Origin of the sequence: Candidatus Nitrosopumilus salarius BD31, assembly GCF_000242875.2 — an archaeon.
In the GTDB taxonomy this organism is placed as follows: domain Archaea; phylum Thermoproteota; class Nitrososphaeria; order Nitrososphaerales; family Nitrosopumilaceae; genus Nitrosopumilus; species Nitrosopumilus salarius.
In genome coordinates, this window is record NZ_AEXL02000083.1 from 1 (window position 1) to 9,541 (window position 9,541).

The following is a 9,541-nucleotide window of genomic DNA, read 5'->3' on the forward strand; positions in this document are numbered from 1 at the left end:
CAACACTTCCAAGAATCAATTTATTCAAACCTGTTCTTCCATGCGAGCCAATTACAATCAAATCATATTTGTGTGAATTAACATATTTAATAATTGCATTTGATACTGAATTATCCTGAATAATTTTTAAAGAAAGTTTAATTTCTTTTTTCTTGGCGGTATCTTGTAATTTTAAAAATATTTTCTTGAGTACATTATTTTGCTTATCTAACAAATCTTTATTCAATTTCATTGAAAATCCAATTGATGGCTGATATATTCCGGTAATCACAGTTAATACTGTGAGATTGCTTTTTGGTTCTGCAATATCCAGCGCTTTTCTAAATGCCCTGTCTGAAAAACCTGATGCATCATATGCTACTAGAATTTCTTTAAAACTCATTTAATATTGACTCCTCGTATTCTTCATCAGTTTCATAATTTTCTTTCAAGCTCGTGTTATCCCTCATTCATTTCCTCATATTCTGAGCCGATCTTTTCTTTTTTGGACTCATCTTTTTCTGACATGATTTAGAATGCATTCTTTGATATATGAACACCATGCCTAATTTTCATACTTAACTGCCTTATTTTTAACTCCTATTTGGAAATTAACCTACATAGATGTGTGGCAAATGTGTCGTGATTCTATTTCAATCATTCTTTTCTAACATTCAAAGTTACTACAATTTCCGTTTGATCGTTGTCAAGGTCATCATCCAATGTGATTTTTTTATCAACAAGTTTGAATTCTTCGTTCAAAGACCCATCCTCATTAAATGTTCTAACCAATTTGCTTTTTGGAAGAACCGATACATCTGTAGCATCATGATACACTTTATTTGATTCCCCATTTTTTATGATGATCTTCAATATATTCATCTTAGTGAAATTAGATAATAAAAAGTAAGACTGTGTTATATGCACAAAATTTTAATTCCCAAGTAAAACACTGTAATGATTTTTTTCACATTACTCTATGGCCCTCAAAATGATTGTATTGTTACACCATATAGAATACTCTATGACTTCAGATTTTTAAGAGATTTTGTTATGTTTTTTTGTAAAGATTTGTTTTCAATTGACGGAATTATGTTGTTTGGAGACAATTTCTGATCAGATATTGTCTTTGCAACAGCTAACGAAGTGGCATAAAGAACTTCCATAGTTATTTTTTTGATTTTTAAATCTAATATTGACCTCATCAAATACGGAAAAACTATTGCATTATTTATCGTATTTTTATATAGAAAGCTACCCGTAGCTACAATTTTCGCTCCACCTTTCTTTGCATCGTGTGGATTTATTTCAGGATAAGGATTTGTAAGTGCAAATACTATTGGGTTTTTATTCATAGTTTTGATTGCTTCTAGTTTGAAAAGATCTTCAATTCCTGATACTCCGATAAAGACATCTGCATTTTTTATCACCTCTGAGAGTTGTCCTTTTTCTTTTGGATTTGTTATTTTTGCAATCTCTCTTTTGTATTTGGTCATGTTGTTCTTTCGATTCTTGTAGATCACACCTTTTGAATCTAGCATGATGATATTTTTACATCCTGCAAAATTTAATAATTTCCCAATAAAATATCCTGCAGAACCTGAACCTGCCACGATTATTTTTATTTCAGATAGATTCTTTTTTACAATTTTTAATGCATTGATCAATCCTGCAAGTGTAACAATTGCAGTACCTTGCCCATCATCGTGAAATACAGGAATCTCCAATCTTTTTTCAAGTTCTTTGTATATCTCCAAAACTTTTGGTGATTCTATATCTTCAAGATTTATCGCTCCAAACATAGGTTCTATTGCCTCGACGATGTCCACAATTTTCTTTTTGTCAGTAGTGTTAAGACATATTGGAAATGCGTTTATTTTTCCATACGCTCTGTATATTGCTGATTTTCCCTCCATTACAGGTAACGATACATTAGCTCCCACATTCCCTAATCCCAATAATCTGGTACCATCAGTTATGATTGCTATATTATTGCCTTTTGATGTTAGCGTATATTTGGACTCTGGATTTTTCATAATTTCTTTACATACCGATGCCACTCCTGGTGTATAGATTAATTGTAAATTTTTAGAAGATAAATTTGAAATTTTACTTTCAATGAATATTTTTCCTTGTAATTTTCTATGTAGTAAAATAGCTTTTTTTGACAACTATCAATTGACTATAATCTAGTATTAATGAAGATTATCTAATTTTATTGAAATATACAAATCATGATATTTACTATAAGCGACACTCAATTTTTTATTTTGTTTAATCACAATTTAAAAATACGTATTGTTATTTCTGTAATTCCTTTTGGTTCTGATTATGCTAGTTTGTCACTTTCAATTTTGAACCTTTCAGCCTCCAATGAAAAATATCTACAGATACCACTAGAATTTATCTACAAATCTGACAATAATTGATCTTTCAGAGATGGTGTATCATCAATTTCCACTTTATGCAAATTTTTCATTTTTGTCTCTCCGATCCTAGTCAAATCTGTCCCAAAAAATAAATTGATTGCCCAGCTAATACCAATCCTAATTTTTGTTTCTAACGTTGGAAGGTGCAATAAATAATAAGTTCGCCAAATCACCCATGCCAACACTCCTGATATGCTATGTCCCATCAAAGATGCAACACCTGCTTTATCTCCTATAGTTGCCATCATCCCTTTACTATGATATGAAAATTCTTTCAAACTTGAATCTCCATCAAGTGTCTTTTTGATATTTTCTGCAACAATTTTGCTTTCTCGTAATGCATGTTGAGCTGTTGGAGGGTAAAATTTTCCTGTATCGACATCTGGAATTGCTGCACAATCACCCAACGCAAACACTTCGGAATGTTCTTTTAATTTTAAATATTTATCAACCAAAATCTTCCCGTCTTTACTATGTTCACAATTCATTGATTTTATCATGGAATTTGTAGTGACACCACCTGTCCAAATTAGTGTAGTGCATGGAATTATTTCCCCATCTGATAGTTCCACATAGCTCTCCCCAGCATTAATCGCTTTTACATTTGTGATAATTCGAACTCCCACTTTTTCTAAATATGCTCTTGCAGATTCTCCCAGTTTTTTATTTAGTTCCGGTAAAATTTCATTCCTAGATGAAATTAAAATCATGTTGATGTTTGTATCTACAATTGAAGGGTATGCTTGTTTTACAGATTTTCTTACAAAATGATTTATTTCTCCAATTGTTTCAACTCCTGCAAAACCTGCACCAACTACAGTAAAAGTGAGAAATTTTTGTTGAAGTCCCATACTTCCTGTTTGTGCGGCTATTTCCATCATTAAGAGAATCTGATTACGTAATTCAATTGCATCTTCAACAGTTTTTATTGTAAAAGAATTTTCTTCAATTGCTTTATTTCCAAAAAAATTGTTAATACTTCCTACAGCTAACACCAAATAATCATATTCTAAAGCGTGATCTTTCCCATCAAATTTCCTTGTAATCGTTACTAATTTCTGTTCTAAATCTACTGAAAATACTGTAGCCTGATAAAATTTTGCGCTAACACAAAAATATCTAATTGCAGTTGTAATGTCTCTTGGATTGAGCATACCTGAAGCCACTTCTGGTAACATTGGAGTGTACAAAAAATAATTATCCTCGCTTACAATCGTTATACTTGCATTTTTAACATCTATTTTTTTTTGTAGTTCTTTTAATACATGCATTCCGCCAAATCCTCCTCCTAAAATCAGAATTTTCTTTTTTGATGGCATGTCTGATTTATGAGAAAAGATTTCATGTGCATTCCTTTTTTTTATCGAATCAAATGTTACGTCACATTGCAGACATTTGTATATTTGAGCCACGTATAGAAATTAAGGTAAATGGACAACATAAACATACTTTTGTTTATAAAGAAAATTCGACTTTTCTAAAAATTATTTTGATTAAAATCCATACTATCTTAAAAGAACTAATTCATTGATACATTTGGAAATTTTACCTAGATTTCTTAAAAGGTCAAACGTGGACTCCTTGTCTATGCCACAGAATGATGGTGCTCCCATCGGGATTTGAACCCGAGTCTTTGGCTTGAGAAGCCAAAATGCTTAACCGGACTACACTATAGGAGCTTGTCAAAAATCAATCTAATCTTAATTTAAAGGAAATGTTTTGACTTTGAATGAATTTGTAAAACTTTGTAAGTTTCTTCCTTTATAGAAAAATCAATCATACTCAATTATATGAATATTAAAAAATTTGTTGAAGACGAAGGATTATCTGAATTTCCAATTGGATTGACAGGTTGTCGAGTTTCTGATTTCTATTTTGATTCTTGTGACTATGATATTGTTGTATTTGATGAAAAGTCTGAATTAGAAAAAATTGTAAAATTTGAAAATGACTTTGTAATGATTCATCATGCCTCTTTATCTGAAACCCGATCAAAAAAACTTCTTCAATACGATGCTCTCAAAATAATTCAGGATGAATCCTGGGATTTACGAATGTTACTTTCTAAAATTAATGAAAAACGTAATTTGTTGTTCCTAGATTTTGCTAAAAATTGTTTAATTGAATCTATTTTCTGCTGTCAAAAAACTAAAGAATCTATTCAAACATCTGATGTATTTGCACCTTGCTGGCAAAAATGTGCTACTTATTATTTGGCTGATGCAATATCTGCAATTAGTCATCAAAGATCAAGTCCTTCTCATATGCTTGACTCACTTCGGAAATTAAAGAAAACTCCGATCAATGAAAATATCTCTGTTGTTACTCAAACTGTTGGGATTGAGAGGTCTATTCCAACATTACTTGAGCGTATGCTAAAATCCACAATTGGATTTTCAGATTTGATTGAAAAAAATAATCACTCTCAAATCATACAACAAAAACATGATTTCTTTGTAAAAAATTCAATGCTCTCTGATTGCTATTTTTATCTGGGTTATATCAATAAAGAAAACTTTCTAAAAATTAAGGATAATTTAAGCCGAAGGCAAGATCTGATTTATCTTCTAAAGATAGCCTTCGATGTTGAATCTGACGAAAATCTTTTAGAACAGCAATCAGAAACTGTGCAAAAATCTGCTAATTCTGTTCTTGAGATTATTTCAAGTGCCTGATATTCTACATGTATGTACTAACCTTTTAAAAGAAGTAAAGTTACTGATTTATCATGGTAGATCAAGCATGTGGATGCGAAGCAGACAGCGGAGATCCAGATTACTCATGTGACTGTGCAATGCAAGGTCATTGTATATGCAGTCATGATTGCAAATGTTCAACAAGTGTTTGTAAAGAAGCTGTCGGACAACTATAATTCGATAGTAACTTTAAAACTTATTTTTTATTTTTAAATTAATCCTCATCTTGCTCCAAGCCCCATGATTTTACCAAATCTTTTTGAAACTTATCAGCTTGTTTTTCATCTAGTGAAAATCCGCAGTTCTTATGTGTTGGAACTACAGTCATTCCATCCAGTTTAAACTCTACTTCGAACAAATGTACTTTAGAACATTCACACATTTCTGGAATTTCTGTACATTTTCCTCTATATTTGCTTATTTAAAAAAACGTTTAACTAGGTATTTTTGCTATGTTCTTCATGAATCTATTCGTAATTATCTTTTTGATTGCTGTTCTTGGTTTTGGAACTTCGAATATTGCTTTTGGACAAGGTGTTCAAACCTCCGGCGGTGTTGATGTGGATGGATCATGGTATTTAGGTGAAGGTCTACAAAAAGGAGATTATTTTGAATATTCGTTATGTGAATTAGATCTTAATGACTGTGCCCCTGTCAAATTAAAATTCTGGATCAAAGGAGACATACAATATGAAAGTGAAACATTGTGGGATGCAAAAGTTGTAGTTATTGATGGAAATAAAATCGTTAAAGGTTCAATGACTCTTGGTAAAACTGCTCCTGAACCAATAAATTTTGATGAGAATCTTCATGATTATGCAATTGCATTCAAATCCTCGTTATCTTGGTTATCTGCATTTGCCACTGGAAATGTGCATGATCTGATTCATGGACCAAAAGAATTCCGAGACACTGCATGGGGAAAGATAGGTGCAATTGGTGGCGCTCAATTAATTACAAAACGAGCAGAATCAGTTACAACTCCTGCTGGAACTGCTGATTCAGTTGTTGTTGGTTGGTATAGCGGTAATAATAATGAGATTTGGGTTGTCGATGATTTCCCATTTCCTGTTAAGGCATTAACTTATGCATGGGTGACAACTGGTGTTGCTCCAATTATGTATCAATACACTTTGTTGGATTATCAAGAAAATGTGCTAGATGATCCTTTCGTTGATGTTGAATCAACAGCTCTAAAAGCAGAATTGTTAGGCTGTGATACTACTTTTCATGATTATGTTAGTGGACGTGTTGCCACAAATACTTTTTCAATGATGATTCAATATAATTACTCTCCAGAGTATCCTTTGGAAGGTTGTGATATTGACTGGAAAATAAACTTCATGAACAAGTATAATGACGTTGAATTCATAGATCAAGTTCATTATGATATTTGGGTTGTAGATGAATCTGGTAATCGTCTTCGTTCATATGCTCAAGACATTGGGCGTGCAGATTTGTTCAATGGATTTGGTCAAGTTCATCTTCTTCTTCCAATAAAAGAAAAAGCTGGAATTACTCGTTATGCAATATTTATTCATGGTACAGGACCCGAATACGAGGTACCTGATTCAAAAATAGGTGGATATGCAATTATTGAAGTCCCCATTGTTGAGAACCCTCATCTTAACGAGTTAAACGGTGATGTTGTCAGCACCTCTAAAATCCCAACATGGATTAAAAACAATGCAGGTTGGTGGGCTGATGGTTCCATTGGCGATTCAGATTTTGTTCAGGGAATCCAATTCTTGATAAAAGAAGGAATAATGAAGATTCCATCGACGACTCCAGGCTCTAGCAGCGGCACAAATGAAATCCCAACATGGATTAAAAACAATGCAGGTTGGTGGGCTGATGGTTCCATTGATGATGATTCATTTGTTCAGGGAATCCAATTCTTGATAAAAGAAGGAATAATGAAGATCCCATCGACGACTCAACCTAAAAGCCCAAGTTATCAACCAGAATCTTTGTTTGACTAAGTCTGATTTTTTATGGTCTTACATTCAAATTGCTAATCTCTGCTACGAATAACGAATCCATATGATAGGCCTTTTCAAAAAACCCAAACGACAACTCAAAAAATTACTAAAAGATGGTGAATATGATGAGGCAGTTGCATTTGGAAAGAGTCTGGAATCTGAATATTCCGATGATCCTGATTTTATGTTTATCATGGGCAGTATTTTCTTTATAGTGGAGGATCATAAGAAAGCATTACCTTATTTTGAAAAAGCTTTCCAATTAGATAACAACGATGTTGAAACTCTCACTTTGAAAACCAACACCCATTTGGCTCTTGGACAAAAAGATGAAGCCATTGATTGCTGCAGACACATCTTAAAACTTCAGCCTAAAAATTCTGAGGCGCAAAAAATTCTTGATGATCTTGAATTACTCTAGTTTGTTAGACTGTTCGCCACTCTTCATCTCATAAGCGTTTTCCATCAGCCAATCACAAAACGCTGTAACTTTCTGATCAAATTCAGTCCAAATGTGTACTGAATGAGGTAGAATGTCTATCTTCCAATTTTTTGTGTAAACTCTTACCCCTTCTTTATTTTCATACATGTATGCATCTTCTGTTTGAACATCCACTAGCATCTCTTTTGCTTTTTGTTTTATTATTTCTCTGTCTATTGGGAATCTTTTTCGATCATAATCTACAATTAAACTCAGATCTCTTTTTCCATACATTTCAAACTCTTCAATTCTTCCCTCCTTTGGAAAGTTGACAATTAACTTGATGTTGTATTTTCTTCCAACCTCTTTTCCAATTTCTACAATCCTTGCATATCCTGTCGCTGGATTTTTCTTGAGAAGAAATCTAATCTGTGCCAAATCTTTTTTTAATTGATTTTGCAGATCAGTTACAACTTCTGTAAATATCATAATTTTTCTTTGACTAATTCCTATTATAATCATTAATTTGTCTCAAGATTGGTTTTTTTAGAACTTGAATTAATTCAGAATATGGCAATGCCTATTGATTATGATGGAATGCGAACAGGCGATGAATCAGAGAGAACTGATAATGTTGATGAATATAGGCGAACATGCATAGATTTCATAGAGGATATCTCACATGATTATGAGGCTTGGGTTGACTATTACAAATTGCCTGAAGATGAAGATAAAAGAAGACGTGCAGGCATTAGAGCTACAATTACAAGAACAAATGAATGGATAGCAAAGGTTGCACAATCTATCAAAGCAGTTGATGTTGTGATGAATGATGGGATTCAAAAGATGGCCGAATCCACTGCTGGTAAGCCTCTTGAGATTGGAGTTTTTGTAAATCACAAATCAGGATACACCGAAACACGGCCAGGAATTATCGATGTGAATGTTAAAGGTGCAGGAAGAGATGGAAGAAAGGTGAAACTTGGATTTCATTTTAAAGATGATCGGTTTAGAATTGAATCAACATGTGATGCATACTTGGATGAAACTGATTTACCTGCGCAGGAATTTGACATGATGGATATTCATCTGAAACTCCATGCAGAAAATGGCAAATCCCGTGATGTTATTTCATTTACTGTGACAATTAGTGAAGTTGAAAATGGTGTTGAGTTTGATAGGAGAGGCGTATCAACTATAGTGCATTTGGTATGATCTAACGTACCATCTCTTCATCCATATATCCGATGAACTTTCCAGTGTTTTCAAACTTTAATGAATTGATTCCTTTCAAGTCGTCAATGGAATTCATCTTTAGATATCCTTCAGATACAGTATACAATACATCGTCAATGTAAAATGTCCTTGCATTGTTCATTCCGTAATAATGTGAGTCGCTATCTGAATGAGTTACTTTGCCTTTTAGCTCAAATCCGTTCACACTATCCAAATCAAACACATAGAATCCACTCCAGCGGTTGTAATCTGGTGCAATCATCTTTGCACTTGAGTCCTCATTGAGATTCTTGGTGTCGCCTGTTATTGGAATTGAGATGATGCCTTTTGTTTTGTCAAAGAAGAATGCTTTGTGTTCGTTCAATGCTTCTGAGTATGTAGAACTATCTCCTATTACTACATCGTCAATTACTTTTGGATTGTTAACATCTGCAACATTGAACAATGCAATTTTAATTCCTAATTGCTGGACTCTACCTTCTTCAATTTCTTTCGTGTCTCTTCCTATTCCTATGATGTGCTCATTATCATACGGATGAAGATAATTTGAAAATCCTGGAATCTTTAACTCTCCTAGTATCTTTGGTGTGTCTTTTGACAAATCAATAACAAAAAATGGATCGATTTGCTGGAATGTTACTAAATATAGTCTATCTCCCATAAATCTCGCTGAATATACGCTCTCATCAGGGGCAATTTGATCTAATTCCCCAACAATGTTAAGCTGCTCATCTAAAACATAAACTGCATTTGCACGAACCGTTCCTTGATACTGGGTGTAGTATTCTGTAGTGGTTA

12 protein-coding genes and 1 tRNA gene are annotated in these 9,541 nt (G+C 33.2%); 5 read left to right on the forward strand and 8 right to left on the reverse strand.

Annotated elements, in window-relative coordinates; genetic code table 11:
* The 5 genes from BD31_RS03855 to BD31_RS03885 form a co-directional block, all read right to left on the reverse strand.
* On the reverse strand, positions 1-382 hold a 382-nt coding region (locus BD31_RS03855; protein ID WP_008298849.1), incomplete at its 3' end, for a universal stress protein.
* A 254-nt stretch (positions 383-636) separates the two neighbouring features.
* Positions 637-861 (reverse strand): hypothetical protein, encoded by a 225-nt coding sequence (locus tag BD31_RS03860; RefSeq protein WP_048097426.1) that lies wholly within the window; start codon positions 859-861, stop codon positions 637-639.
* A gap of 140 nt (positions 862-1,001) precedes the next feature.
* Positions 1,002-2,150, reverse strand: a complete 1,149-nt coding sequence (locus BD31_RS03865) for an NAD(P)-dependent malic enzyme (protein ID WP_008298854.1) — start codon at positions 2,148-2,150, stop codon at positions 1,002-1,004.
* A 236-nt stretch (positions 2,151-2,386) separates the two neighbouring features.
* Positions 2,387-3,820 carry an NAD(P)/FAD-dependent oxidoreductase gene (locus tag BD31_RS03875; protein ID WP_238536059.1) on the reverse strand — a complete coding sequence of 478 codons (1,434 nt, stop codon included), beginning with the start codon at positions 3,818-3,820 and terminating at the stop codon, positions 2,387-2,389.
* 189 nt (positions 3,821-4,009) lie between these two features.
* Positions 4,010-4,087, reverse strand: a tRNA-Glu gene (locus BD31_RS03885).
* 111 nt (positions 4,088-4,198) lie between these two features.
* Between BD31_RS03885 and BD31_RS03890 the strand changes: the two genes are divergently transcribed.
* Complete coding sequence (locus BD31_RS03890; protein ID WP_008298873.1) at positions 4,199-5,083, forward strand: hypothetical protein; 885 nt, start codon at positions 4,199-4,201, stop codon at positions 5,081-5,083.
* Positions 5,084-5,136: 53 nt separating this feature from the next.
* On the forward strand, positions 5,137-5,280 hold the full coding sequence (locus BD31_RS10275; RefSeq protein ID WP_008298851.1) for a hypothetical protein: 144 nt from the start codon (positions 5,137-5,139) through the stop codon (positions 5,278-5,280).
* Between the two features lie 38 nt (positions 5,281-5,318).
* Here BD31_RS10275 and BD31_RS10280 read toward each other — a convergent pair whose 3' ends face one another.
* On the reverse strand, positions 5,319-5,486 hold the full coding sequence (locus BD31_RS10280) for a hypothetical protein (protein ID WP_193353380.1): 168 nt from the start codon (positions 5,484-5,486) through the stop codon (positions 5,319-5,321).
* 70 nt (positions 5,487-5,556) lie between these two features.
* Here BD31_RS10280 and BD31_RS03895 point away from each other — a divergent pair, with 70 nt between their 5' ends.
* Positions 5,557-7,086: a hypothetical protein gene (locus BD31_RS03895; RefSeq protein ID WP_008298868.1), complete on the forward strand. Its 1,530-nt coding sequence runs from the start codon at positions 5,557-5,559 to the stop codon at positions 7,084-7,086.
* 61 nt (positions 7,087-7,147) lie between these two features.
* Positions 7,148-7,507 carry a tetratricopeptide repeat protein gene (locus BD31_RS03900; protein ID WP_008298859.1) on the forward strand — a complete coding sequence of 120 codons (360 nt, stop codon included), beginning with the start codon at positions 7,148-7,150 and terminating at the stop codon, positions 7,505-7,507.
* Here BD31_RS03900 and BD31_RS03905 read toward each other — a convergent pair.
* Positions 7,499-7,996, reverse strand: coding sequence for a hypothetical protein (locus BD31_RS03905; RefSeq protein WP_048097431.1), 498 nt, complete (start codon positions 7,994-7,996; stop codon positions 7,499-7,501). The two genes, BD31_RS03900 and BD31_RS03905, sit on opposite strands and share 9 nt — an antisense overlap.
* A gap of 81 nt (positions 7,997-8,077) precedes the next feature.
* Here BD31_RS03905 and BD31_RS03910 point away from each other — a divergent pair, with 81 nt between their 5' ends.
* Positions 8,078-8,722 carry a hypothetical protein gene (locus BD31_RS03910; RefSeq protein WP_008298857.1) on the forward strand — a complete coding sequence of 215 codons (645 nt, stop codon included), beginning with the start codon at positions 8,078-8,080 and terminating at the stop codon, positions 8,720-8,722.
* A gap of 1 nt (position 8,723) precedes the next feature.
* On the opposite strand, the gene BD31_RS03915 is transcribed toward BD31_RS03910, so the two are convergent.
* A partial coding sequence (locus tag BD31_RS03915; protein WP_008298869.1) for a beta-propeller domain-containing protein occupies positions 8,724-9,541 on the reverse strand: 818 nt, incomplete at its 5' end.

Bases quoted from the DNA above. Each gene is read 5' to 3' on its own strand.
- BD31_RS03860 (WP_048097426.1), bottom strand. From the start codon at position 861: ATGAATATATTGAAGATCATCATAAAAAATGGGGAATCAAATAAAGTG.
- BD31_RS03890 (WP_008298873.1), top strand. From the start codon at position 4,199: ATGAATATTAAAAAATTTGTTGAAGACGAAGGATTATCTGAATTTCCA.
- BD31_RS10280 (WP_193353380.1), bottom strand. From the start codon at position 5,486: ATGTGTGAATGTTCTAAAGTACATTTGTTCGAAGTAGAGTTTAAACTG.
- BD31_RS03900 (WP_008298859.1), top strand. From the start codon at position 7,148: ATGATAGGCCTTTTCAAAAAACCCAAACGACAACTCAAAAAATTACTA.
- BD31_RS03895 (WP_008298868.1), top strand. From the start codon at position 5,557: ATGTTCTTCATGAATCTATTCGTAATTATCTTTTTGATTGCTGTTCTT.
- BD31_RS03910 (WP_008298857.1), top strand. From the start codon at position 8,078: ATGGCAATGCCTATTGATTATGATGGAATGCGAACAGGCGATGAATCA.
- BD31_RS10275 (WP_008298851.1), top strand. From the start codon at position 5,137: ATGGTAGATCAAGCATGTGGATGCGAAGCAGACAGCGGAGATCCAGAT.
- BD31_RS03905 (WP_048097431.1), bottom strand. From the start codon at position 7,996: ATGATATTTACAGAAGTTGTAACTGATCTGCAAAATCAATTAAAAAAA.